The organism is Colwellia sp. C1TZA3 (assembly GCF_007954265.1).
Lineage (GTDB): Bacteria > Pseudomonadota > Gammaproteobacteria > Enterobacterales > Alteromonadaceae > Cognaticolwellia.
Window position 1 is genome coordinate 31,762 of sequence record NZ_VOLS01000019.1, and the last position, 24,123, is coordinate 55,884.

A 24,123-nucleotide genomic window follows, 5' to 3' on the forward strand; every position below is an offset into this window, starting at 1 on the left:
GTCACGATCACATGGTCGCTCCTAGCCATTCATGGCTTCACGACATTAATACATCCATGTATATCGATGTGAAAGAGTGACGATGTTTAGGTCTATCTCAGACATTTTGTCTTTTGATATAGTAGTGTTTTAGACGTTTTTTATAGAGTTAATCTAAGTATTCAAATATTTTGAACACTCGGTTAACGCCACTAGCATTGCGCGCAATATTTACCGCCATAGTCGCTTGTGCTTTAGTGACCAAGCCCATCAAAAACACTTCACCATTTTCCGTTATCACTTTAATATTGGTTGCGTCTAGTTTCTCAGCGCCAAATAAAGAGGCTTTTACTTTTGACGTTAGCCAAACATCACTAGTTCTTGTGATAAAAGATGTGGTGTTGCTAATACGAATCTGGTTATGCAGTTGCTTAACGCCATTGACCCCATTAATTGTTTTAATAGCTTCATCGCGTAAATAGCTATTAGGTGCTTGCCCAATAACTAGCACACTGCCATTAACACTAACCACTTGTAAGTTAGTATTGTCACTTAACGCGTCTATTTGGGTGAGTTTTGCATAGGCATCGATTTCAATTTTTTGGTCGTCTATTTGATTGCCCAAAGAACGATTATCCGTTGCCATGCTCGCACCACCAACAACGCCAACAACAGCAACAGCAACACAGCCTTGCAGTAACACAGTAAGGGTAATTATGCTGACAATTGATTTTATCGACATACTAAGCCTCAGTTTGTGGAAATAATGTAGTATCTATAATGTCACATAAACAATGAATAACCACTAAGTGCACTTCTTGAATTCGCGCTGTGCGACTTGAAGGCACACGAATTTCAACATCATTTTCACCTAGTAGGCCAGCAATATCACCGCCGTCACCACCGGTTAAGGCAATAATTGGCATATCACGAGAAACCGCAATTTCAATCGCTTTTATCACGTTGCGAGAATTGCCACTGGTAGAAATAGCCAGTAATACATCACCATTGTTGCCCAATGCGCGTACTTGCTTAGAATAAATTTCATCAAAATGATAGTCATTACCAATAGAGGTAATGGTTGAGCTGTCGGTTGTCAGGGCAATGGCTGGCAACGGTGGACGTTCTGTTTCATAACGATTTAATAGCTCGGCGGAGAAATGCTGAGCATCAGCAGCCGAGCCACCATTACCACAGGCCAATATTTTATTGCCAGCTAATAGACTTTGTACCATCGCTATTCCAGCTTGTTCAATTGGCCCTGCTAATAATTCGCTGGCGGCAATTTTTGTTTGTATGCTTTCAGTAAAATTACTTTTTATGCGTTCTAACATGGTGGACTTAGCTCCGTTATTTAATTTCTTAAAGGGCATTGATTAAAAGGCATTTTTAAGCCAAGTAATTGCTGGGTTATTAATATCGCCTTGCATAGCGATAACATCGAATCGGCAAGGGGTATTATATTCATTTAATCCGGCCTGTTGCAGATAAAATGCCGCACATTGTTTAATTTTTTGCTGTTTTTTAATAGAAACAGCAGCAATAGCGCCGCCAAAGTGATTATTTTTGCGATACTTCACTTCTACAAAGACCCAAACATCATTTTCACTCATGATTAAATCAATTTCACCACGGCGATTTTGAAAATTACAGGTCTGTAAGACTAGACCCTGTTGGCTTAAATAGTGGGCCGCTAATTGCTCACTATTTTTACCTGTAGTCACTGTGTTGTTCTTATTAGTCCATAGCAATTTCTTGTACCTTGCTGCGACTGTATTTGCCCCAAATTAGGCTGCGGGTCAAAATATTATCAACACCCAATTGTAATATACCGGTTTGACCATAATGCCGGACATAAGTTTTATTTTGCATAGCAGAAATCTTGTCTACTAAGGCTAAACTGTCAAAACCCATGGCAAAAATACTTTGTAAGCTGTCACTGCGATTAGGCCAAAGTTTTTTTGCTTGTGCCGCTAAGACTTGGTTTTGTTGTTTACTTTTTAACTGCCAAGGCATTTCGGTAAATATTAAACCAGACAAGTCACGATTATCACTCTTATCTATTTTAGAGCTGTGACTGCGTGAGCTGGCATAGACCGGAATTATATCAGCAAAAGGGCTAATATTAACGTCGATATAAGGTTTTAAAAGCTTGGTTTCTAGCGGCAAACCCACTACGTAAATCATATCAATATCTCGACGATTACGTAATTCACTTTGAATGGAATATTTTATATAGCGATTTAGCTCTTTTGTTCTTTGCTGGCTTAGATCAACGCCAAGGCTAGCTTTAAGTTGATTTTGCATTTTAGCATCGCTATTAAAAAAGACAATTTCTGGCGCCTTACCGGTGATATGTTGCCATTGTTGGCTGAAGGTCTGCGCGATGCGACGACTGGCATTGTCTTGATGGCTTAATATTATTGGGTATTGATAATGTTGACGACTGAGTGTAGTAGCCGCTTGTATCGCTTCATCTTCTGGTCGCATTGATAAAGCAACTTGATGAGGCAGTAAGGCAATAGCTGATGGTAAATTAAGCAACAATGTTGGTGTTATTATCTCAGTTTGGGCTAAATAGCGCTCAACATTTTCTTTTAGTAGCGGGCCTATAACATAGTCGATGTTTAGCTCAGTTAGCTTGGCATTTAACGTAGTCATATCTAAAGTTGTTGAATCAATAAAGTGTAAAGTTTTAGCGCTATTGATATTGTAAGCCGCCAGTACACCTTGTTGCGCTACTTTGCCGGCGCGTTCTTGCTTACCTGAAAGCGGGATAATAATGGCAATGTTTTGATATTCGTTAGTTAATGTTGGCGCTTGTTGGCGTAACCTTGTCACAATATATTCTGCAGGGTGGCTGCTAAACTCTCGTTGCCATTGGCGTAAATAGCGTTTGAATCTGGCATGGTCATCGCCAAATTGATTGGCAAAAGCAAGCAGTTTGCTCCAACCTTTAAAGTTCGGTGGCGACATTTTAATTAACTGTTGGTGCTGCCAAGGTGATAATTGACAAAGTTGTTGCCAAATAATGTCAATATCGTATTCAGTTGCCGGTGAGCTTTCAGCAAAGGCTCTTAAGTTCGCATCTAGTGCGGCAATGGGCAGGTTTCTTTGTGTTTGCACCTGAGTTAATGTTTGAAAATAGTCAAGGCGGTGAGTCAGTTGCGCTTTTTCTTTAATATTATTGGCGTTTTCGAGTGCTAGATAAGCATCAGGTATTATTGCCAAGGCTAAGAAACTTTTAGCCTCAATAATAGCTAGGCGATATTGCTCTATTGGCGATGGCGCTAAACCATCGAGTTGCTTAGCTAACCAAAGCGCTTTATGGGGTTTAGCTTGTGCTAGATATAACTCACTGGCGTTTAATAACGAGTTAAGGGCTTCATCCTGTTGGTTGGCTGAAACTTGTGATGCCGCTTGCGCAACTAGTTGCTCAGCGGTTAAATTTGTTGCAAGCGCTTGCATAGTTTCAGCTTGTTTTTCAGCTGACTCTGCTGGTTTACTTGGCTTAGTTGTTGAACAGCTAGCCAAAATAGCGACTGTTATAAACGCACAAAGACCACTTTTATAAGATGAAAACCAATTAGTGAGTGTCAAAGTTAATAAATCCATACTTTTTAATAGTGCTTTATAATAAACTTCATCCTCTTCAGTCTCAACACAAGTATTTTATTATGTCGGATTCTCAAATTCAGCCCAGCACCTTATATATAGTTGCCACACCTATCGGTAACCTAGGTGATCTTAGTCAACGGGCGCGGGATATACTCGAACAGGTCGATATTATTGCCTGTGAAGATACTCGGCATACCCAACGTTTGTTATCAGCTTATGCGATTAAAAATAAAACCATGTCGATGCATGATCATAACGAACGTCAGCGCCAAGAACAAATTGCCATCTTGTTAAAAGAAGGAAAAAGTGTCGCCTTAGTGTCAGACGCTGGCACACCGTTAATTAGTGACCCGGGTTTTCATTTAGTACGCCATTGTCGCCAACAAGGGCTGCAAGTTTCACCCATTCCCGGTGCTTGTGCCGCTATCGCTGCGCTGTCTGTCGCCGGTTTACCCACTGATAGATTTACCTTTGAAGGTTTTTTACCGTCAAAAACAGGTGCGCGACAATCAACATTAAACGAACTGGCCAACGAACCCCGAACTATGGTGTTTTATGATGCGCCGCGCCGTGCCATTGATACCGTTGAAGACATCGTTAAAACTCTTGGTGGTGAACGCTATGTTGTGATGGCGCGAGAATTAACCAAAACTTTTGAAACTATTCATTCAGACACCGCGGCAAACTTATTAGCTTTTTTACAAGCAGATCCTAATCAGCTTAAAGGTGAAATGGTGCTGATCATCGAAGGGAAAAAAATTGATCCCAATGATATTCCCGCTCATGTGGTGGCAACACTGAAGTTACTCTTGTCAGAAATGAAGCCAAAAAGAGCTTGCGCTATTGCGGCAGAAATTCATGGCGTGAAGAAAAACGCACTTTATGAATATGCTTTAGCAATGAAAGAGTAACTGTTTAGGTTATCTCTATCGGCTGAATGGTGTAGTTACTATTTTTTTGGCCGATATCTTTTACCGCTATAAAGCTCTCTCTGCTTTTAAGCTTTTGTAAGTAGGCTTGAGTTTGTGGCTGATAATGCTTGGCTAGCCCGAGCAGTTCGCCTAAGTAAAGCGCATAACCGACACTAATGTCGGCAATGGTGAAGCGATTGTCGACCAAATAGTGATGGTTTTCTAAATGGATGTTTAAGCGCTTTAAGCGCGCTAAATACCAAATAGCATAGTCTTTAACTACTTGGGGCTGTTGGCGCTCAGGCTTTTCAAACTGGCTGTATCGCAAGACTAGAGTCTGTGGAAATGTCAGCGTAGCATCACTACTAAATAGCCAATTCAGGTAGGCACCGTATTCTGGGTGTGTTATGGCTATATTCAAATGAGTTTGAGGGTAACGCTCTGCTAGGTATAACAACATTGCACTTGATTCGGTCAGCGTGGTATCACCATCTTTAAGAAAAGGTACTGTGCCTAAAGGGTTAGTCTTTAAATAAGCTTGGTCTAAAAAACGCGGTGGGAATGCCAATGTATGTAAGGTGTATTCAAGCTGCATTTCTTTTAAAGCCCACAAAACACGGAGTGAGCGGGTGTTGTGGCAGTGCCAAAGTTCAATCATAAATAAAGCCTAAGTCATTTTTTAGCTTACTATAACAGCAGATTTATACCCGTGATATTTAATTTAGACCTAAGTGAATATATGGGGTAGAATGCGCCCCGAGTTGACGAGACAATCGCTGCTTTGTCGTTGTATCACTTATTTTTAATAAGCGGTAAACAGATAGAGGGGAGGAAAGTCCGGGCTCCAATGAATAGGGTGCCAGGTAACGCCTGGGGGGCGCGAGCCCACGACAAGTGCAGCAGAGAGAAGACCGCCGATGGTTACTTTTTCGAAAGTTTCACAGGTAAGGCTGAAAGGGTGCGGTAAGAGCGCACCGGATTGCTGGTAACAGTAATTGCAGGGTAAACTCCACCCGGAGCAAGACCAAATAGGGTTTCATGACTATGTTAACGCAAGTTCTCATAGTATAAGCGTGGTTCGCGTGGAAACCGGGTAGGTTGCTTGAGCTATAGAGCGATTTATAGCCTAGACGAATGATTGTCACTCTTCCTTGGAAGAGATACAAAACCCGGCTTATGCGTCATCTCAACTATTTTACAATAAGCCTCGATAGCAATATCGAGGCTTTTTTGTGGGTGAACACTTATTTGATAGATAGTTGATTAGATGGGTAGAGTTTAACGAATACCAATTTGATTAATGATCTGATCATTTCACTTCACTTCACTTCACTTGGTTAAAATAGCCCACTACTGCATTGTTTATTTATTTAATAATTATCACAACGAGTTATTAAAATAAATGCCTTATATTTGGTCGTTTTTCCTGCGATATCTTCATATGAAGCCTTGATTTGAAAGAGTTGGGCTTTTTCTATCCCAAAAGATAATATTTATTAGTACACTTATGCTTTAGTTATCAAACGGCATTAACAAGGTTTTTTATGGTAGCAACAGCGCATGCACTTCACATATTGGTTAAGCACAAAGAAATAGCAGAAGGTATTATTGAGCAGTTAGGTAAAGGCGCTAAGTTTCAAACGTTAGCTAAAAAATATTCGTCATGTCCGTCTGGTAAAAAGGGTGGTGATTTAGGCGAGTTTAAACGAGGTCAAATGGTACCGCAGTTTGATAAAATAGCCTTTAATGGCGCAATATTAAAGCCTCACCTCGTTAAAACTAAATTTGGTTGGCATGTCATTAAAGTACTGTACCGGACGTAATTTACAACAATTTTTTGAGTACAGACTCTTTTCAAAATATCTTTCACAAGACATGGCAGTTCAAGGCTAACCGCGGTTATCTAATCTTAAAGCACTGACTCTAACAAGTTGGGACTTTTTTGCATCTACACTTTAAGGATTAATAATGAATGAATTTGTTGGTAAGTGGCGCATCATCGATATGGAAGTTTGGTCACAAGACATGGTAGATTTAGTTGAAGAAGCTTATTTTCACTTTAATGAAGATGACCAAGGACAATTTACCTTTTGTGCAGTTGAAGGTGATATGGACATTGTTGTGAATACACGAATACCCGAGTTAGAATTTTCATGGGAAGGCACTGATGATGCAAAGCATGTTAGTGGTAGAGGAAAAATTGAGTTTCTAAGCCCTTTTGAGGGTGAAGGTATTATTTATATTCATAACGGAGATAGATCAGCGTTTAGCATCAAACGAAAGGAACAATCTGTGCCTGATAACGTTGTGAAATTTAGGTAGTTTAATGGCAGCTAAGCTTAGCTAAAGCGAAAAACTCGTTACCCCTGACGTCAGCTTCAAGCTTTTGATAGTCTGCCTATCCTAAATCCTATATGGGTATTAATAATAGGCAGTTATACCCGTTCCATTAAGTTTGTGATCTTGTTGTGCGCAGGAAAAATAACTCAAGGTAAGGCGCTCGATTGAGCAATAGCGGGCTATTGGGAGTGAGAGCAACACAGCATTGAGCTATTTTAACTAGTACAAGTGAGCAATAACTTAATGGGATTGGTATTACACAGATTTTGTTACAGGGTCTACTTAACTGGTTCAGATCATGTGCCTGCTTTATACGAATATCAAGCTCTAAACACTTTTAATGTTTCCCGTTTTGCTTTTAATGTTGTAGGTACTGCTAAGCTGATAAACGAATACTCAGGGCTTGCTCTAAACTGCTGGCTATACTGCTTTTGAAGAGCTTAATATTCTGATTAATAAATTCATATTTCAGAGGTGATTAATGGTTTCTCAAGTCAGTGGTTATAAATATTACTTTTTAACTTTATTTCACTAAAGTAGATATTAAAACTGTATTTTTTGTTTTTAATTCAGCGCGAACTAAGTCTAAAACAAGACAAGGACATGGCACGTTACGTGATTTTTTAAATGACACGAATATGAAGGGTTTTGTTTTTAATTTACTGTTTTATAAGGATATTTTATGTTCTATTCGTATGTGATGTACCATGCGACGGCTCACATTTCTCAATACTCACTTTCGACAAGCAGTGTGAAGTTTGAAAAGGGAGGGGATTGCTGATAACGTACTAATATTATTAATAAAAAAGTGTGTTTTTCCTCACTTAATTTCGAATTTTATTTTGTATTAAACCGAAGTGCGCATTAATACGCTGTTAGCACTATAAGGAGTTTCAGTTGAGTTTGGGAAATCAAATTACAGGTAAGTTAAATAGCATTGAGGATTTTATTGAAAAATCTTCAATTTACTTATTTCCTCTGAAGATATTAGGTTGGATAGTCTTGCTTGTAGCCTTGATTATTACTAATTTTATAGCAATTGGTAAATGGCCTGTATCCGCCCTATCTAAAAGACTTAGTAAAAGAGAGTTAGCTTTAGGCGATCCCATTAATATAACTGCTGATAATGAACTTCAGAAAATAGTTTCTGAACAAGCTACTGTGTTGGTAGATTTTTGGGCGGAGTGGTGCGGTCCTTGCCTTTTAATGAACAATACCATAAATACCATAGCGCAAGAATATGCAGAAAGGGTGGTGGTTGTTAAAGTTGATGTGTCCTTAAACTCAACGCTAAGTAAGTTATACGCAGTAAGAAGCTTACCTACTGTTATAGTATTTAAAAATGGTGATGAAATAATTAGAAAAAGTGGCTCATTAACAAAACGTCAGCTGATGGAGCTAATCGGACAAAAATAGTGCTAGCAAGCGCTTTAAACGGAAAATAACAGCAGCTAAATTTATTGCTCTTGATAAGCCATCTGCCGCTGATAAATGGGTGAATGATGTATTTAATCAAACAGATTTACTTGGATCTCAACCTGAAATGGGCTGTGCGGTTCCTGTGTTATTAGGTTCAAGTTACCGAGAAATAATATTTGCTAGCTATCGTATTGTCTATAAAATTTAAAATGAGATTAAAATTTTAATATTATGAAATAGTCGTCAGCTGTTGGGTTCAGGTGATATTGCGCTATAAGCTATTTAATAGAATAAAAATCAGTTGGCTGTTTTCATTCCTCAACATTATAGCTAACTAATTTTTGCCGATTAACAGGGCGATATATGCCGTAATAGTATCGGAGTTGTGCAATTAGAATAGTGCTATCTTGGTATTTATAAACGAGTCTCTGTTCATCGTTTATTCTTCGAGACCAATACCCTGATAATCCGTGCTTCAAAGGCTCTGGTATTAATACGTTTCAGTATTTTTTTGTCAGTGGTTTGCCAATAGAGATACTGTTCCCAAGCTTTTTTTGCAAATGTTAATTTCATTCAATAAGATCCCTGTCAGTGCCATTACCTGCTTCAAGTTCGGCAATAGAGTTTAAAAGGCTTTTAGCATTTGCTGGAGATCTAAGTAAATAAGTAGTTTCTTGCATGGCGTTATAATCTTCTAACGACAGCATTACTACTGGAGCTTCACTTTTACGGGTAATAATAATTGGTGCGTGATCATTACAGACATGCGCCATTGTACTTGCTAAATTTGCTCTAGCGGCTGTATAACTTATTGCATCCATGTGTAATTCCAAAGTATTCATGTACGTTTATTGGTACAGGTGTAGCGCCTCGGCATATAAGTTACTCAAAAGGACAAATAACAGTTGGTTTTTGCTCCTTCGTCGCTTATTTTAACCCACTGTTATTTGTCTCTTAGTGAGGCGTTATATTTTTTTTAATGTTGGAGTATCCGAATGGCTCAAGGCAACAATAAGAAATTACTAACCAAGAAGGTTCGTAAAGGTGATAAAGGTTATCCAATAGCAACGATTGCTTTTTATGGCCCAAACAATGATCTTGCAACAAAAGTCGTTTGCGCAATAATAAGCCATGAAGATGCAGAAGCTGAACCAATGAAAAAGTGGTTTTCTTCATCGGACTTAAGAAAATCAGAACAGGTTATCAGTGAAATATTACGTTTCATTGATGAAAACAGAGTGAAATCCGTTAGTATGATACAGGAGATAATAGGCTGCCCTCATGAAGAAGGAATTGATTATCCTGAAGATGGTTATTGCCCTGAATGCAACTATTGGAAAGGCCGTGATAGATTCAGTGGTGAGGTGGTGCATTAAAAATATAAGTCACTTAAAAGGAAAAAGTAACAGTTGGCTATTTGCTCCTTCGTCGCTATTTTCAGCAACTATTATTTGTCTCTTAATGAGGCGTTATCAATAAAAATCTAATCCAATGTATTGCTTACAATATATTTGTTAATGTCTCGAATATGGCAAAAGCTGCCGTTTAGAAATTTAATATCAACGGCAGCTATGAGCCTTGAATTCAACCAGTGGATGCAATACAGGTTAAATTTCTCTGCTGGTGTTTCATATTCTAATACTGATAACGACAGAAAATTGCTTACAGTCGCCATTACAGGAATTAAACCTAATGTTAGCTTCTAGTGATTAGCAGACCTAAAGATAACCTGATTTTCGATATCTGAGATGAAAAATTTAAGACGTTATGAATGAAAAGCCTGTAAATCGATAAATTAAAAATTATTATAAAATCTGGTTTATGCGTCAGCTTAACTATTTTACAATCAGCCTCGATAGCAATATTGAGGCTTTTTTGTCGGTAAACACTTACTTGAGACATACTTGAGACATAGTCGATTAGATTGGTATAATACCAATTTCACTAATTTCCTGATCACTTCACCTGGTTAAAATAACCCACTACGGCGTTATTTATACCTGTACCTTGAAGTGGCGCGGGTATATGGGTCTAAACACAGTAATATCTGGCAAATAAATTTTGCATATAGAACAAATTGGCAGCCAGTCTTTTTTGATTTTAATATTACTGGTTGCTGGCTTAATTTTGCTAATGTTTTTTGTTAATCTTATCGCCCCCCTCGCTGTAAATACCAGGGAGGTTGCATTAAACACCACAAAGGTAGAAAAGTTAACATGCCCAACAAAGCAATTTTACTATGACAGAAAAACGCAACGAGCGGAAAGTACCGTCCGGAAGAATTGCTCGCTTCGCTAAACTTGGTGGTTTGGCCTCAGCTGTGGCCGGCAATATTGTTAAAGGCGCTACAAAACAAATGCTCAGTGGTCAGCGGCCATCATTAACTCAGTCCTTACTTAATATCGACAATGCTGTATCTATCACCAAGCGTCTAGCACATATGCGCGGCGCAGCCATGAAACTGGGTCAACTACTCTCCATGGATGCAGGTGAATTACTGCCGGTTGAATGGGAACCCATTCTTTCACGGCTGCGCCAAGAAGCTGACCCCATGCCTAAGGCGCAATTACTCAAAACCCTAGAAGCGTCTTGGTCAAAAGATTGGCATCAACAATTTAGTTATTTTTCATTTGCCCCTATTGCGTCGGCAAGCATAGGTCAGGTTCACAGAGCAACACTAAAAGATGGTCGTCAGCTGGCGATTAAAGTCCAATACCCGGGCGTAAGAGAAAGCATTGACAGTGACATTGATAACGTCATGAGTTTACTAAAACTGAGCAATGTATTACCTAAACATATCGATTTGACTAGCTTGCTCGCGGAAGCAAAAGTACAACTTAAAAATGAAGCTAATTATTTGCAGGAGGCCGAATTTCTTAAGACTTATCGGGCAAATCTGTGCGACGACCCTCGTTTTATTGTGCCCTTTGTCGTTGACGAGCTGACTGACCAAAATGTACTTGCGATGGAATACATTGAAGGCTCTCCTATCACTGATATTAGTACCATGAGTACTGATATTGTCGATCGAGTATGTAGCCAGTTAATGCACTTAACCTACCAAGAGCTGTTCACCGATAAACTCATGCAAAGTGACCCCAACTTTGCCAATTTTTTGTATCAAAGCGATACACAAAAAATAGTGTTACTCGATTTCGGCGCTTGCCGGCAGATTTCTCAGCAGACCTCAGTGCATTATCTCGCTATGGCTGATGCTATGCAGCGCCAAAATACTAACGACATGCGTTCAGCCCTGTATTCGCTTGGTTTAGTTGACAATAATATGAGTGCTGTGGCTATCGATACTGTGCTAAAGGCGTGTTTTGAAGCTAGTGATTGCTTGCAAAGTGATACGGGCTATAACTTAAAAAAACAACAGCTCATTAAGCGTATTCAAGAGGTAACTATGCCCTTAATTACTGATAAAACAGCCGCAGCATCTCCTATATTTGAGGTTGCATTAGTGAATCGTAAAGTGACAGGCATGATATTGCTAGCCAATAAGTTAGGTGCAACACTGGATTTTAAAGGTGCACTTGCTCCTTACTTAATGGCAAGTGCAAAGCAACCGAACGATGAAACATGACACAAAGTTGGCTGTTCAAAACGGAACCTGACGCTTTTTAAATGCTTTTAAATTATTCATCTTTTGTTGAGCTAACACATAAGTCAGCTCAACTATTTTAGTCCTAAATATGTCGACACATTTAGGCTTAAAAGTGTCACGGTGCTCTACTTAAGTTTGGTAATAAAAACACCCAATCGAGTGTGAAAAAAGGCCAGAAGCTTAAGCCACAGGCCTTCATTAAAAACGGTCAATATATGCCCGAACAGGGCACTCATACCAATTTGATTAATTAAGTGATCTACTTTTTCATGAGGAAAAATGGATAAATACGAGGCATAAAATTTAGTCAGTAGTTATTATACTTATAAATTTTATAACGCTGTAGTTATTCATTTTAACCATTAAAAATGAGCAGGTAATTAATCAACTTGGTATTACTAGTCATCAAATCTATACACAATATTTCGCAACATTACCCATACACGATAAGCCGATTATCAGCTAACTAACTCTAAACCTCTGTATTTAGATAAACATGATAATCCGACTTTTACAATTGGGCTAATGCTAGTTTTATGGTGGGGGATAATTGTGAACCATCGCTATCAGCATACTTTGTTATGTTTGCTTTCATTGAACGTGCCCAAAATTTCTTTACGTGATTAGCAACTATTTTAGCCGTTTCTTCGTCAGTTTTTTTGTAATTATTATTATTAGCAATTTGGTTGAGCATACTAACTAGATTGTCAATTTGAGAACTACTCATCACTATTTTCCTATTTATTTATTTATTTATCGAATTTGGTATAGAAAGTATGTCGACCAGGGCGAGCAAAGCCAATTAAATTAAGTTTAGCTTGGTTTGCCAGGGTTATTGCTAACCTAGTGGGCGCTGAAACCGCGACTAATGTGGCGATATTAACGCTAGTTACTTTTTGTACCATCTCATAACTTGCTCTGCTTGAAATGACAACAAAGCCGCTTTGGGTGTTGATGTTACGCAGCGCTAAGCTGCCAATTAATTTGTCTAAAGCATTGTGCCGACCGACATCTTCACACAAGAGGGTAATCTTGCCAGTACCGTCACACCATGCTGCACCATGCACTGCACCGGTTAATGCTTGTAATTTTTGATGCTCACTTAACTGTGACAGTGCATATTGAATGACTTGGGATGAGGGTAGCGCTTGTGGCGTTACATCCTTAATTGGCCGAATCGCTGTCTCCAGTGATTCACTACCACATAAACCACAGCCGGTGCGGCCAGTAAGGTTACGTCGGTGTGATTTTAAAGACATCATACGTTCAGAGCTAATCTCAATACGTACTTCTATGCCTTTTTCACTGGCTACCAGCTCAATATCATACATTTCAGCGGCATTATTAATAATGCCTTCAGACAAACTAAAGCCTAAAGAAAACTCATGTAAATTGGCTGGTGAGGCCATCATAACCGCGTGAGAAATGCCATTATAAACCATGGCAATAGGCACTTCTTCTGCGATACAGTCAAGTTTTTCTTGCTCTTGCCCACTACTTTGCTGCCAATAGTGAACAGGTAGTGTTAAATAACTCGCTTGCAATTTTGGTTCGTCTTCCAATGTCAAACTTAACTTCCTATAGTGGCTTTTTGTTTTTTAGGTGAACGTTTAAAGTGCTCTTTTTGTTGTGCACTGAATTTTTTATAACGCGTCTGCCAAGCTGACGGTGAAGTGACTTTTTCCACTTGCACAGCGGTGACTTTATATTCAGGGCAATTAGTTGCCCAGTCCGAACTGTCGGTGGTAATAACGTTGGCGCCACTAATTGGGTGATGGAAGGTAGTGAATACCACACCGCTTTGCATACGCTCACTGACTTTAGCTTTTAGTACCGTATCACCCGCGCGGCTGCTAATGCCTAACCAGTCACCATCATTAATACCTCTTTCTTCGGCATCATTAGGATGTATTTCAAGCAAATCTTCTTGGTGCCAAGTTTGGTTAGCGGTACGTCGTGTTTGTGCGCCGACATTATATTGACTGAGTATTCGCCCCGTGGTTAATAATAACGGAAAGCGCTTGTTTGCGCGATCTTCACTAGCAAGATAGGGCGTAATGGCAAAACGCCCTTTGCCAATGGGAAAGCTGTCCACATGCATGATGGGCGAACCATCAGGAAACTCTTCGTTACAAGGCCACTGAATACTGCCCTGTTCGTCCAATTTCTTATAACTTACCATACTAAAGGTAGGTACTAATGAGGCTATCTCATCCATTATTTCTGAAGGATGTTGATAATTCATCGGGTAACCTAAAGCATTAGACAGCTTTTGAGTGACTTCCCAATCGGCGAATTTTGCCAATGGCTTCATCACTTTACGCACCCGATTTATGCGTCTTTCTGCATTGGTAAAGGTACCATCTTTTTCTAGAAATGAAGAGCCGGGTAAAAATACGTGGGCATATAGCGCGGTTTCATTTAAAAAAATGTCCTGAACAATCAAACATTCTAATGATGACAATGCCGCCTGTACATGTTGGGTATTAGGATCTGATTGTAAAATGTCTTCTCCTTGTACATACATGGCTTTAAACGTACCTTCAATGGCGGCATCAAACATGTTCGGAATACGAAAGCCCGGTTCGTTATCTAAACTTACGCCCCAACTTTTTTCAAACTTAGCGCGCAAGACATCATCACTCACATGCTGATAACCAGGGAGTTCCTGTGGGAATGAACCCATATCACAAGAGCCTTGAACATTATTCTGGCCACGCAATGGATTAATGCCTACGCCCTCACGACCGATATTACCTGTGGCTAATGCTAAGTTTGCTATACCCATAACCATGGTTGAACCTTGGCTATGCTCGGTAACGCCTAAGCCATAATAAATGGCACCATTTTTTGCCTTGGCAAAAGCACGAGCAGCAATACGGACTTGTTCAGCATTTACGGTGGTAATACCTGCCATTGCTTCGGGTGAGTTTATGTCATCAAGAATAAATTCACGCCATGCGTTATATTCATCGGTGCGCTGCTCAATGAAATTTTTGTCCTCTAAGCCTTCACTGATAACGACGTGCGCTATGGCATTGATCATAGCAACGTTAGTACCAGGTTTTAGTGGCAGATGATGATTAGCACTGATGTGAGCGGTATTAAGTAAATCAATGGTTCTAGGGTCAACAACAATTAACTCTGCACCTTGGCGTAAGCGTTTACGTAACTGCGAGGCAAACACTGGGTGAGCGTCAGTTGGATTGGCGCCAATAACCATAACAACATCAGATTGCATCACTGAGTCGAAGGTTTGTGTGCCGGCAGACTCACCAATAGTTGCTTTGAGTCCATAACCTGTTGGCGAATGACAAACACGGGCACAGGTGTCGGTATTATTATTACCAAAAGCAGCGCGGATCAATTTTTGTACTAAATAGGTTTCTTCATTGGTGCAGCGAGATGAAGTAATACCGCCAACACTTTCACGGCCATATTTAGCCTGAATGTTTTTAATTTTATTGGCGGCAAACTCTAAGGCTTCATCCCAACCGACGACTCGCCACTCTTCATCAATGCTGTCGCGCACCATAGGTTCAGTGACGCGGTCTTTATGAGTCGCATAACCAAAGGCAAAGCGGCCTTTTACACAAGAATGACCTTGGTTGGCTTTACCGCCCTTGTAGGGCACCATGCGTATAACTTCTTCGCCTTTCATTTCAGCTTTAAAAGAACAACCAACGCCACAATAAGCACAAGTGGTGATAATACTGTGCTCTGGTTGCCCTTTATCAATCACTGATTTTTCCATTAGTGTTGCCGTCGGGCAAGCCTGTACACAGGCGCCACAAGAAACACAATCAGAGGATAAAAAGTCATTTTCGCTGGTGCCAGCACTGACCTTTGAAGCAAAACCACGACCTTCAATCGTTAAAGCAAAGGAGCCTTGAACTTCTTCACAGGCTCTAACACAACGAGAGCAGGTGATACATTTACTGGGTTCGAAGGTAAAATAAGGATTAGAGTCATCAATTTTGGCATCAAGATGATTATCGCCATCAAAACCATAACGTACTTCACGTAAGCCAACAGCTCCTGCCATATCTTGTAATTCACAGTCACCATTACTTGAACAAGTTAAACAGTCAAGTGGGTGATCAGATATATAGAGTTCCATGATATTGCGTCGTAATTTTGCAATGTCATTATTCTCAGTAGACACCATCATGCCTTCTTTAACCGATGTTGTACAAGCGGTTGGATAGCCTCTCATACCCTCAATTTGTACCGCACATAAACGACATGAGCCAAAGGCTTCGATGTTATCAGTTGCACAAAGTTTAGGAATATTAATATCAGCTATTGCGGCCGCGCGCATCACTGAAGTACCGGCAGCAACGGTTATTTTTACCCCGTCAATCTCAAGACACACTGTTTGTGTTGAGGTACTGGCAGGCGTGCCATAATCTTTATTAAAATCGATGGGTTTATTAGACGTGGTATTAGTGGCTGGATCAAAATAATTAATCATGGTGGTTCTCCTGTGTGGTTAAAAAAAAGTCTTGAGGAAAATCAGTAAAAGCACTGCGCACCGGTATTGGCGTCATACCGCCCATTGCACATAAAGAGCCATCAATCATGGTGTCGCAAAGGTCGTTAAGTAAAATCATATTTTCAGCGCGGCGCTCATCATTTTTTATACGATCAATAACTTCGACACCGCGCGTTGAACCAATTCTACAGGGGGTACATTTTCCGCAAGATTCAACTACACAAAATTCCATTGAAAAACGTGCTTGTTCAAGCATATCAACACTGTCATCAAACACGACAATACCGCCATGACCTAACACAGCAGAGGCTTTAGAGAATGCTTCATAATCAAGCAAAATATCTAGTTTATGGCTAGGTAAATAAGCACCTAATGGACCACCGACTTGAATAGCTTTTATTGGCCGATTGCTGGCGGTTCCACCAGAAAAGTCATCAATTAGATCTTTTAAGCTTGAGCCAAACGGCAGTTCAATTAATCCACCTTGTTTGACATTACCTGCAAGTTGAAAAGGTAAGGTGCCTCGTGAACGATTTGTGCCATATTGTTGGTAGGCGTGACTGCCTTCACTCATGATAAAAGGAATAGCGGCTAGGGAGAGTACATTGTTAACAATGGTGGGTTTACCAAATAATCCTTCTAAAGCCGGTAGTGGCGGCTTAAAGCGCACCATGCCCCTTTTACCTTCTAGTGATTCTAATAGGGCGGTTTCTTCGCCACAAATATAAGCTTCTGCGCCTAATCTCACTTCTAAATTAAAGCTTTTACCACTACCACAAACGTCATTACCTAAATAACCGGCTACACCAGCAACCTCAATAGCTTGTTGTAATATTGCATCAGCAATAGGGTATTCTGAGCGTAAGTAAATATAGCCTTGGTCAGCACCGACCGCTAATCCGGCAATAATCATGCCTTCAATCAGCATGAAGGGATCACATTCCATCACTAATTTATCCGCAAAGGTCCCTGAATCGCCTTCGTCGGCATTACAGACAATATATTTTTTATCCGCAGTAGCATCTCTTACCGTTTGCCACTTTATACCGGTAGGAAAAGCAGCGCCACCTCGGCCACGAAGGCCAGAGTCTACAACAGCGGTGACAATTTCTTGAGTCGATAACGCGATTGATTTTTGTAAACCTTTGAAGCCATCTAAGGCAAGGTAATCATCAAGCGAGACGGGATCAGTAATACCTGCACGGGCAAATGTAAGGCGAGTTTGTTTTTTTAGATAGGCAATGTTTTCGGTTAAGCCTAAGGCTAGCGCATGGCATTGTGGCTTTTCATGGAGGATATTCTGGCTAATATCTTCCATAATACTTGCAACATCAGCGGGTGCTACAGGGCCATATGCCATACGGCCTTGTGCTGTTTCTATTTCAACCATAGGCTCTAACCAAAATAAGCCACGCGAGCCATTTCTTATGACCTTTATGTCAAGATCATGCTGTGATAAATAGTGGGTAAATGCTTGAGCAACTTGATGTGCTCCTAAAGAAATAGCCGTACTTTCTCGTGGAATAAAAATTTTTGTTGTCATGGTCTATCTCACTTTAAATCGCTGTCGACATTAGAAAGAATTTGGTCAAATCTCTGATTAGAAATACGACCATAAAGCTCATCATTAATTCTAATGTTAGGGCCAGTTGCACAGTTACCGAGACAATAAACACTATCCAAGCTAAATTTTTTATCACTCGTCATTTGATGATAATCAATAGCTAAAAAATCTTTAGCGTGTGCTTCAAGTGCTCGACTCCCTCGAGCTTGGCAGGCCTCTGCACGGCAAATTTTAATTTGATATTTACCAGGAGGAGTTGTACGAAATTGATGATAAAAACTAATAACACCATGAATTTCTGCGGGCGTTTGTTTTAGCTTTGTCGCTATTCGCTCAATCGCTTTAGGAGCTATATAGCCCACTTCTTTTTGAATGGCATGTAATATAGGTAACAGAGAGCCTTCTTTATTTTTTAAAGAATCAATGATGTTTTCCACATTTGATAAGGGGGAAGAAAATTCTATTTTCATACTAACTCCGAAGGCCTGTTATAAAATATATATGTGAAACAAATTTCATATTTGTTATTGTTTTATAGTTCTTTATTACTTGACTATAGCAGCATTGCTTTAGTATAAGAATATGAACTTTTATTCATAAATAAGTGATTTTTTGGATGGCTTTAAAGACAAGGTTTGGCAGTTAAATATAAAATTTATCGGTCAACAGCTTTAAGTATTATCAGTTACTAGAACAGACAAAATACACAACAAAAAATATAACTAACAATATAACTAACAATATAACTAACAATAATATACAGGTGAAAAAATGACTAATAAAACAGCATTGGCAAAGAGAATTCAAATTAAGCCCGCATGGTCATTTTATGATGAGCAGGGTGAGTATGTAGACCCTAGACTTTTTGTCTTGCTTAATGCGGTACACAATGATGGCAAGTTGACGGTAGCGGCAACAAAACTAGGTATGTCGTATCGTCATGTCTGGAATGTACTAAAAAAATGGACTGACTTTTTTGGCTCTGACTTAGTCGAACTAAAAAAAGGCAAAGGGGCACTTTTAACGCCGTTAGGTGAAAAGCTACTTTGGGCTGAACAAAGAGCTCAGGCAAGATTTGAACCTCAGTTAATTAGCATAGCGTCAGAATTAAATTTAGAAATACAAAAACACTTAATGGTGAAAGACCCTCTGCTAAAAATTGCTGCAAGTTATGGTTATGCTGTGGCTTTGCTGCCTGATTTTACCAATAAATTTAAATTAGATTTGCAATATAAAAGCTATGAAGAGTCATTTAATGCGTTAAGTAAAGGTGAATGTAATATTGCCGCATTTCACTTACCCACTGATATTGTTAGCCAAAGCTTAATTGATATTTATAATAAATATTTTAAAGCTAATACCTATAAAGTCATTCGGTTTGTGACCCGTAAACAAGGCTTGATTGTTAAAAAAGATAACCCTAAAAATATCACTAAAATTTCAGACTTAATGCAGGATGAGGTTACATTTATTAATCGGCAAAAACATTCAGGTACACGCTTATTAATAGATGAATTACTGGCAAGATCATCTGTGGACGCTAAAAAAGTGATTGGTTTTGATAAATTTGAATTTACACATTCTGCCGTTGCCGCTTATGTAGCTTCAGGTATGGCTGATGTTGGTATTGGTATTGAAACTGCAGCTCGTCAATTTGGTTTGAATTTCATCCCATTAACTACTGAACATTATGTGTTAGTTTGTCATCACAAGACCCTGAAAGAACCATCTGTACAGCGTTTAATTGCGGAGATAAAAAGTGATAAGTTTCATGAGGAGGTATCAAAGTTAGCGGGTTATGAGTCTATTGCTTGTGGTGATATTGTGGATTTAGAAGATATGTTACCCTGGCAGGTTTAATTTTAAAGCGCTTGTTACCTTGATGGTCATGATAAAAATAAAACCGCTTTAAATAAATTTAAAGCGGTTTAAATTGCAGTTTACAAGTTAAAAGTATTAACCCTTAGGGTGTGTATTTTCAACATGGTGCTTAGCCTCTACAGGACGAATGGTTAAGTTGGCAAAGAAAGCAACAACTAACAAAGCGGCCATAGTATACATAGTGGTATTATATAGGCTTGGTGTTGGGTCAATAGTACCTGCTGGCACTAATTCCATTAACTTACTCACCGTAACTGTTTTTGCCGCCACAAGTTCATTTAACTGACTAACGGCAGAGCCAAATTTAGCCTGGAATACTGCAGGATCTATTTTTGCGACTAAGTCGGTTATGGCGTCATTAACCGACATATTTCTAAGATACGTAATAGCAAACGGACCTAAAACACCAGCGGTTGCCCATGCTGTTAACAAGCGACCATGTATACCACCGACATGTAAGGTACCAAATATATCGGCTAGATAAGCTGGAATAGTTGCAAAACCGCCACCATACATAGTGAATATAATCATTGTGGCACCGTAGAACATAAGTAACCAAACCGTTGATGGATCTGCACTTACTTGAGATGCAGCGTAAGGTATTGATAAATAAAGTAGCGTTCCTAACACAAAGAAAAAGTGGTAAGTGTTTTTTCTACCAATAAAGTCAGAAATTGAAGCCCAGAAGAATCTACCACACATATTAAATACCGAAATCATCAATACGTAAGTACCCGCAAAGGCGGCGGTAGCTACATCAGGTAGGGTCGAACCAAAAATATCAACCATCATGGTTTTAGCTACACCAATAACACCAATACCTGCCGTTACGTTGAAACAAAGAACAACCCATAATTTCCAAAATTGAGGCGTTTTCATGGCTTGGTCAATATGAACATCATTATGAGTGATCAAACTTTCTGCTGAAAAATCTTTTTCAGGTGGAGTCCAACCTTCGGGCGTCCATCCTTCAGCAGGGACACGATACGCAAAAGAAGCGACAATCATGACAATAAAGTAAACAATACCTAAGGTTAAAAATGTTCCTGCCGCACCGGTATCACCCGTACCTACAATATAAACCCCTGCATCACCAGGAAAAGCCATACTTGCGGCTTCACCAGCGGTTGCAACAATAACTTCTACTGTACCAGAAGCTGTTTCTGCAAAACGTTTACCCGCTTCAGTTATTAATTTTACCGCACCTTCTGTACCTAAATAAGTAGGAGCAACAGCATGGAATTTTAACAAAGCAGCAATAAGTGGAGCACCGATCATCGCACCGCCACCAAATCCCATAATGGCCATACCCGTAGCCATACCGCGTTTATCAGGGAACCAACGCAGTAAAGTGGAGACAGGTGAAACATAGCCTAAACCTAGACCACAGCCCCCAAGTGCACCATAACCTAGGTAAACAAGCCATAATTGATGGGTTGATATACCAATACTACCGATAATAAAACCGCCACCCCAAAGAAATGCGGCAGCAACACCAACACAGCGAGGACCGACTTTTTCTAGCCATTTTCCAGCGACTGCGGCAGATAAGCCAAGAAAAACAATAGCAACAGAAAATATCCAAACAACGTTACTTAAAGACCAATCTCCAGATGAACTCGTCACTACCCCTAATTCTTTAATAAGCGCAGGGTTAAAAATACTCCATGCGTAAACAGAGCCAATACATAAATGAATTGCAATAGATGCTGGTGGGACTAGCCAGCGATTAAACCCCGATTTAGCAATTATTTTATCTTTCATTAAGAAAGAGAAAAAGCCCCCACTTTTATTTGACATTATTTAATACCTTGTAGCTACAGCTTGATATAAATATTTATACACGTACAACTAGAACACGATGAATGGTAATGACAGCAGCTATTGATGTTCAAAATTTTTTTTGAGCATAAAACATACAATGCTTTACCGTTATTCTTTGTTCTAAATTATTCACAGCTAAGCTGTACCAAGTATAAAAAAAGAGAATAATTAAGCTGAATGTATGTTTTTATAAAAGCCTTAGAGTTAAAAACAACTAAAGTTTTTATATCTTTTTTTGACAATCAATTTAACTACCTTGCTTTTATTAACACAAGTATATGAATTAAATTGCATATATTGGTTTTTTATTACCAGAAAACTATAGCACTGGAGTATTGGCATTAAAATATGAATCAATATTCATATTCAGTGATGATTTTTGCTGGTTTAAATCAAAAAATTACATTAAATGAAAAATAGTAAATGAGTAGCGCTCAATCAACTAAGTGTGGTTCATGGCCTATTTTTGGATTAATGATACTTTCCGATGTGGCAACCTATCAAAGCCTCGTCAGTTGCAACAGATTAGATTTTAAATCAACTATTGAGAAGTATCGATAAAGAGTAATGTCATCATTTATCCATATTAATCAGCCAGAAAATAACAACAGGCTTAATTGAGCCTATAACAGATTTTATGTAGTGGACTGTTTTAAAAAAAGTCCTTTGAACGATCCTCAATCATAAATAAGCTTAGAGCTGATTGCTAGTTTCTTACTGGCATCGTCCATTTTGGGATACCGGTTCTATCAAAAAATAAAATGTTACTTTAGTTCAAGAGTAGCGATTATAACTAAGCGCACAGTTTAATGGTGCGCTTAGGTCACCAATCCTTTTCTATATATTTTTTTGTCTATTATTTTATAATCATATTCTTCAGGTAGTTTTTCACTTTCTCCAAGCACTAAAAAGCCACCTTTAAACAGTGAATCATTGATAGTCTTAAACACGGTTTTTTGTAAGCTGCGATTAAAATAGATAAGCACATTTCGACAAAAAATTAAATGAAACTCATTAATAGAATCATCAGTCACTAAATTATGCTGGAAAAAAAGCACTTTCTTTTTGATATGTTCTTTTATTTCAACAACCTTTCCTTCAAACTCAAACCAATTTCGTAACGGTTTTTTACCCATACTTTTTATATAATTTGCTTCAAAATCAGTAAAATCTTCTCTAGAAAATAAACCATTGCCCGCTTCTTTTAACACACGGGGATTAAAGTCAGTCGCATACACTAAACTTTTATCTAATAAACCCAGTTCATCTAACATGATGGCGATACTATAAGGTTCGTCACCACGAGAGCAACCGGCACACCAGACTCTTATTGATGGAAAAGTCTCCAGGTAGGGAATAACATCTTCTCTTAAGGTTTTAAAAACTTCGGGATTTCTAAAGAAAGTGGTGACATTTATTGAAAAAGAGCTAAGCAGTTTTGCAAATAAGCTTTCATCATTAAAAACTGTTTTTTTAAATTCGCTAAAGCTACTTATCATGCTTTGTTTCATGGTTAATTCTATTCTTCTACTTAAAGAGCCTCTATCGTAATTGATAAAGTCATACCCATAAGTGAGTTTTATGTTTTTTAAAAAAATTTCAAGCTCATCGGCTAAGTCAACCTCAGCACTTAACAGTGATTTAAGATATGTTGCTATCTCTTGAGATGTTAATATTTTGCTATGATTATTCGTTTCGATAGCATTTTCAAGCATAGCAGTAGCTTCACATTCTTGAGGATCAAGTATAATAACTTCACTATTATTTTGTTTTAAATCCACAATGCTCTGTGTGCCATCACTGCCATAGCCACACAAAAGTACGGCAACTAAAGCACTTTGATACTCATACGCCAAAGACTTAAATGTCGTCGTTATAGAGGGTCTTGAATAGCTGACATGAGGCGTACTATCTAAGTACATGTAATTATCTATAATGGTTAAATGATAATTTGGTGGGGCAATGTAGATACAATTAGTTTTTACCTGAGTATTGTGAACCGCTTCTTGCACTTTATATTGCGTCACATTTTGTACAATTGAGACTAAAAGACTTTTTTTATCTGGACTAAGATGCAAGACAATAAAAATAGCGATATCCACATAGGGTAGCTGTTTTATAAGTTCTAATGTCTTCTCAATACTGCCGGCACTGCCACCAAAAACTATTGCCTTAACCGGCGGTTTAGTTATAGAGACATCGACCTCGTAGTGATTGTTTTTTAAACTGTTTTTTATGCCTAATTTTGATAAATACCCCCATAAAGCACTATGGGTAGTTTCAATAGTGATCTGATTTTTCATTTTCAAAAATAATTTTACTAGCCAATAGGGTATTGAATCAATAGATATAAAACTTACCTCATAGGTAATGTTTTCTAAATTTAAGGATAACTCTCTTTTCAACACGACTGTATCTGAAACGTCAATAGTGTCTTCAATCAGTATTTTTTTTATATTATTTTTTAAGGCAATATGTAACATAT

The 24,123-nt window shown here is 38.8% G+C and carries 20 protein-coding genes, 1 other RNA gene and 2 pseudogenes; 9 read left to right on the forward strand and 14 right to left on the reverse strand.

The window, feature by feature from the left end; genetic code table 11:
- Positions 1-148: 148 nt before the first annotated feature.
- The 4 genes from ESZ39_RS07730 to ESZ39_RS07745 are packed head-to-tail and all read right to left on the reverse strand — an operon-like array spanning position 149 to position 3,594.
- Positions 149-721 carry a BON domain-containing protein gene (locus ESZ39_RS07730; protein WP_146879335.1) on the reverse strand — a complete coding sequence of 191 codons (573 nt, stop codon included), beginning with the start codon at positions 719-721 and terminating at the stop codon, positions 149-151.
- A gap of 1 nt (position 722) precedes the next feature.
- On the reverse strand, positions 723-1,313 hold the full coding sequence (locus tag ESZ39_RS07735) for a phosphoheptose isomerase (RefSeq protein WP_146879336.1): 591 nt from the start codon (positions 1,311-1,313) through the stop codon (positions 723-725).
- 42 nt (positions 1,314-1,355) lie between these two features.
- A complete protein-coding gene (locus tag ESZ39_RS07740; protein ID WP_262984483.1) occupies positions 1,356-1,703 on the reverse strand; it encodes a YraN family protein in 348 nt (115 codons plus the stop codon).
- Positions 1,704-1,716: 13 nt separating this feature from the next.
- Positions 1,717-3,594, reverse strand: coding sequence for a penicillin-binding protein activator (locus tag ESZ39_RS07745; RefSeq protein WP_146879338.1), 1,878 nt, complete (start codon positions 3,592-3,594; stop codon positions 1,717-1,719).
- Between the two features lie 62 nt (positions 3,595-3,656).
- Between ESZ39_RS07745 and rsmI the strand changes: the two genes are divergently transcribed.
- Positions 3,657-4,508, forward strand: coding sequence for a 16S rRNA (cytidine(1402)-2'-O)-methyltransferase (gene rsmI / locus ESZ39_RS07750; RefSeq protein ID WP_146879339.1), 852 nt, complete (start codon positions 3,657-3,659; stop codon positions 4,506-4,508).
- Positions 4,509-4,512: 4 nt separating this feature from the next.
- Here rsmI and ESZ39_RS07755 read toward each other — a convergent pair whose 3' ends face one another.
- Positions 4,513-5,166 carry a glutathione S-transferase family protein gene (locus ESZ39_RS07755; protein WP_146879340.1) on the reverse strand — a complete coding sequence of 218 codons (654 nt, stop codon included), beginning with the start codon at positions 5,164-5,166 and terminating at the stop codon, positions 4,513-4,515.
- A gap of 99 nt (positions 5,167-5,265) precedes the next feature.
- Between ESZ39_RS07755 and rnpB the strand changes: the two genes are divergently transcribed.
- The 5 genes and pseudogenes from rnpB to ESZ39_RS07780 form a co-directional block, all read left to right on the forward strand.
- An RNA gene (gene rnpB / locus ESZ39_RS07760) (RNase P RNA component class A) lies at positions 5,266-5,701 on the forward strand.
- A gap of 351 nt (positions 5,702-6,052) precedes the next feature.
- Positions 6,053-6,331, forward strand: a complete 279-nt coding sequence (locus ESZ39_RS07765) for a peptidylprolyl isomerase (protein ID WP_146879341.1) — start codon at positions 6,053-6,055, stop codon at positions 6,329-6,331.
- Between the two features lie 145 nt (positions 6,332-6,476).
- Entirely contained in the window at positions 6,477-6,830 is a 354-nt protein-coding gene (locus ESZ39_RS07770; protein WP_223270289.1) for a hypothetical protein, read from the forward strand.
- 921 nt (positions 6,831-7,751) lie between these two features.
- Positions 7,752-8,264: a thioredoxin family protein gene (locus ESZ39_RS07775; RefSeq protein ID WP_191321724.1), complete on the forward strand. Its 513-nt coding sequence runs from the start codon at positions 7,752-7,754 to the stop codon at positions 8,262-8,264.
- Between the two features lie 16 nt (positions 8,265-8,280).
- Positions 8,281-8,475: pseudogene (locus ESZ39_RS07780) on the forward strand (type II toxin-antitoxin system RelE/ParE family toxin); the annotation flags it as partial.
- Positions 8,476-8,578: 103 nt separating this feature from the next.
- Here the strand turns inward: ESZ39_RS07780 and ESZ39_RS07785 are convergent.
- Together ESZ39_RS07785 and ESZ39_RS07790 are read right to left on the reverse strand one after the other, a co-directional pair.
- Positions 8,579-8,840 (reverse strand): annotated as a pseudogene (locus ESZ39_RS07785) (Txe/YoeB family addiction module toxin).
- On the reverse strand, positions 8,837-9,088 hold the full coding sequence (locus ESZ39_RS07790; RefSeq protein WP_146879343.1) for a type II toxin-antitoxin system Phd/YefM family antitoxin: 252 nt from the start codon (positions 9,086-9,088) through the stop codon (positions 8,837-8,839). Before ESZ39_RS07790 ends, ESZ39_RS07785 begins: the two are co-directional and overlap by 4 nt.
- A 174-nt stretch (positions 9,089-9,262) precedes the next feature.
- Between ESZ39_RS07790 and ESZ39_RS07795 the strand changes: the two genes are divergently transcribed.
- Entirely contained in the window at positions 9,263-9,643 is a 381-nt protein-coding gene (locus ESZ39_RS07795) for a hypothetical protein (RefSeq protein ID WP_146879344.1), read from the forward strand.
- Positions 9,644-10,506: 863 nt separating this feature from the next.
- On the forward strand, positions 10,507-11,853 hold the full coding sequence (locus ESZ39_RS07800; RefSeq protein WP_146879345.1) for an ABC1 kinase family protein: 1,347 nt from the start codon (positions 10,507-10,509) through the stop codon (positions 11,851-11,853).
- Between the two features lie 532 nt (positions 11,854-12,385).
- On the opposite strand, the gene ESZ39_RS07805 is transcribed toward ESZ39_RS07800, so the two are convergent.
- The 5 genes from ESZ39_RS07805 to ESZ39_RS07825 are packed head-to-tail and all read right to left on the reverse strand — an operon-like array spanning position 12,386 to position 18,403.
- Positions 12,386-12,601 carry a formate dehydrogenase subunit delta gene (locus ESZ39_RS07805; protein ID WP_146879346.1) on the reverse strand — a complete coding sequence of 72 codons (216 nt, stop codon included), beginning with the start codon at positions 12,599-12,601 and terminating at the stop codon, positions 12,386-12,388.
- Between the two features lie 22 nt (positions 12,602-12,623).
- The gene (gene fdhD / locus ESZ39_RS07810; protein ID WP_146879347.1) at positions 12,624-13,442 is read right to left on the reverse strand and encodes a formate dehydrogenase accessory sulfurtransferase FdhD; all 819 of its coding nucleotides are present in this window, start codon (positions 13,440-13,442) and stop codon (positions 12,624-12,626) included.
- A gap of 2 nt (positions 13,443-13,444) precedes the next feature.
- Complete coding sequence (gene fdhF / locus ESZ39_RS07815; RefSeq protein WP_146879348.1) at positions 13,445-16,348, reverse strand: formate dehydrogenase subunit alpha; 2,904 nt, start codon at positions 16,346-16,348, stop codon at positions 13,445-13,447.
- Positions 16,341-17,912: a formate dehydrogenase beta subunit gene (locus ESZ39_RS07820; protein ID WP_146879349.1), complete on the reverse strand. Its 1,572-nt coding sequence runs from the start codon at positions 17,910-17,912 to the stop codon at positions 16,341-16,343. Before ESZ39_RS07820 ends, fdhF begins: the two co-directional genes overlap by 8 nt.
- Positions 17,913-17,920: 8 nt before the next feature.
- Positions 17,921-18,403: a formate dehydrogenase subunit gamma gene (locus tag ESZ39_RS07825; protein ID WP_146879350.1), complete on the reverse strand. Its 483-nt coding sequence runs from the start codon at positions 18,401-18,403 to the stop codon at positions 17,921-17,923.
- 301 nt (positions 18,404-18,704) lie between these two features.
- On the opposite strand from ESZ39_RS07825, the gene ESZ39_RS07830 reads away from it, so the two are divergent.
- Positions 18,705-19,793 carry a substrate-binding domain-containing protein gene (locus tag ESZ39_RS07830; protein ID WP_146879351.1) on the forward strand — a complete coding sequence of 363 codons (1,089 nt, stop codon included), beginning with the start codon at positions 18,705-18,707 and terminating at the stop codon, positions 19,791-19,793.
- Positions 19,794-19,889: 96 nt separating this feature from the next.
- Here ESZ39_RS07830 and ESZ39_RS07835 read toward each other — a convergent pair whose 3' ends face one another.
- Complete coding sequence (locus ESZ39_RS07835; RefSeq protein ID WP_146879352.1) at positions 19,890-21,614, reverse strand: OFA family MFS transporter; 1,725 nt, start codon at positions 21,612-21,614, stop codon at positions 19,890-19,892.
- An 842-nt stretch (positions 21,615-22,456) separates the two neighbouring features.
- Complete coding sequence (locus ESZ39_RS07840) at positions 22,457-24,121, reverse strand: CheR family methyltransferase (protein WP_146879353.1); 1,665 nt, start codon at positions 24,119-24,121, stop codon at positions 22,457-22,459.
- Positions 24,122-24,123: the final 2 nt, after the last annotated feature.

Coding starts and splice junctions, on each gene's coding strand:
- ESZ39_RS07745 (WP_146879338.1), bottom strand. CDS start 3,594: ATGGATTTATTAACTTTGACACTCACTAATTGGTTTTCATCTTATAAA.
- ESZ39_RS07825 (WP_146879350.1), bottom strand. CDS start 18,403: ATGAAAATAGAATTTTCTTCCCCCTTATCAAATGTGGAAAACATCATT.
- ESZ39_RS07830 (WP_146879351.1), top strand. CDS start 18,705: ATGACTAATAAAACAGCATTGGCAAAGAGAATTCAAATTAAGCCCGCA.
- ESZ39_RS07765 (WP_146879341.1), top strand. CDS start 6,053: ATGGTAGCAACAGCGCATGCACTTCACATATTGGTTAAGCACAAAGAA.
- ESZ39_RS07770 (WP_223270289.1), top strand. CDS start 6,477: ATGAATGAATTTGTTGGTAAGTGGCGCATCATCGATATGGAAGTTTGG.
- rsmI (WP_146879339.1), top strand. CDS start 3,657: ATGTCGGATTCTCAAATTCAGCCCAGCACCTTATATATAGTTGCCACA.
- ESZ39_RS07795 (WP_146879344.1), top strand. CDS start 9,263: ATGGCTCAAGGCAACAATAAGAAATTACTAACCAAGAAGGTTCGTAAA.
- ESZ39_RS07755 (WP_146879340.1), bottom strand. CDS start 5,166: ATGATTGAACTTTGGCACTGCCACAACACCCGCTCACTCCGTGTTTTG.
- ESZ39_RS07790 (WP_146879343.1), bottom strand. CDS start 9,088: ATGGATGCAATAAGTTATACAGCCGCTAGAGCAAATTTAGCAAGTACA.
- ESZ39_RS07805 (WP_146879346.1), bottom strand. CDS start 12,601: ATGAGTAGTTCTCAAATTGACAATCTAGTTAGTATGCTCAACCAAATT.
- ESZ39_RS07735 (WP_146879336.1), bottom strand. CDS start 1,313: ATGTTAGAACGCATAAAAAGTAATTTTACTGAAAGCATACAAACAAAA.
- ESZ39_RS07835 (WP_146879352.1), bottom strand. CDS start 21,614: ATGTCAAATAAAAGTGGGGGCTTTTTCTCTTTCTTAATGAAAGATAAA.
- fdhF (WP_146879348.1), bottom strand. CDS start 16,348: ATGATTAATTATTTTGATCCAGCCACTAATACCACGTCTAATAAACCC.
- ESZ39_RS07730 (WP_146879335.1), bottom strand. CDS start 721: ATGTCGATAAAATCAATTGTCAGCATAATTACCCTTACTGTGTTACTG.
- ESZ39_RS07820 (WP_146879349.1), bottom strand. CDS start 17,912: ATGACAACAAAAATTTTTATTCCACGAGAAAGTACGGCTATTTCTTTA.
- ESZ39_RS07800 (WP_146879345.1), top strand. CDS start 10,507: ATGACAGAAAAACGCAACGAGCGGAAAGTACCGTCCGGAAGAATTGCT.
- ESZ39_RS07840 (WP_146879353.1), bottom strand. CDS start 24,121: ATGTTACATATTGCCTTAAAAAATAATATAAAAAAAATACTGATTGAA.